The 254-nt window shown below is 51.6% G+C and carries 3 tRNA genes; all 3 read right to left on the bottom strand.

What is annotated here, in order from left to right:
* Window positions 1-6 precede the first annotated feature (6 nt).
* Window positions 7-78, bottom strand: a tRNA-Glu gene (locus STRDD12_RS08000).
* Between the two features lie 4 nt (window positions 79-82).
* Window positions 83-156, bottom strand: a tRNA-Ile gene (locus tag STRDD12_RS08005).
* Window positions 157-183: 27 nt separating this feature from the next.
* Window positions 184-254, bottom strand: a tRNA-Gly gene (locus tag STRDD12_RS08010).

Below are 254 nucleotides of genomic sequence, written 5' to 3' on the forward strand. Positions count from 1 at the left end.
AATTTATAGTCCGTACGGGATTCGAACCCGTGTTACCGCCGTGAAAAGGCGGTGTCTTAACCCCTTGACCAACGGACCATAATGGGCACAAGTGGACTCGAACCACCGACCTCACGCTTATCAGGCGTGCGCTCTAACCAGCTGAGCTATGCGCCCAAGCACAATTGCTTGGTTAAACAATTAAGCGGGTGACGAGAATCGAACTCGCGACAACAGCTTGGAAGGCTGTAGTTTTACCACTAAACTACACCCGC

The organism is Streptococcus sp. DD12 (assembly GCF_001578885.1).
Classification (GTDB): domain Bacteria; phylum Bacillota; class Bacilli; order Lactobacillales; family Streptococcaceae; genus Streptococcus.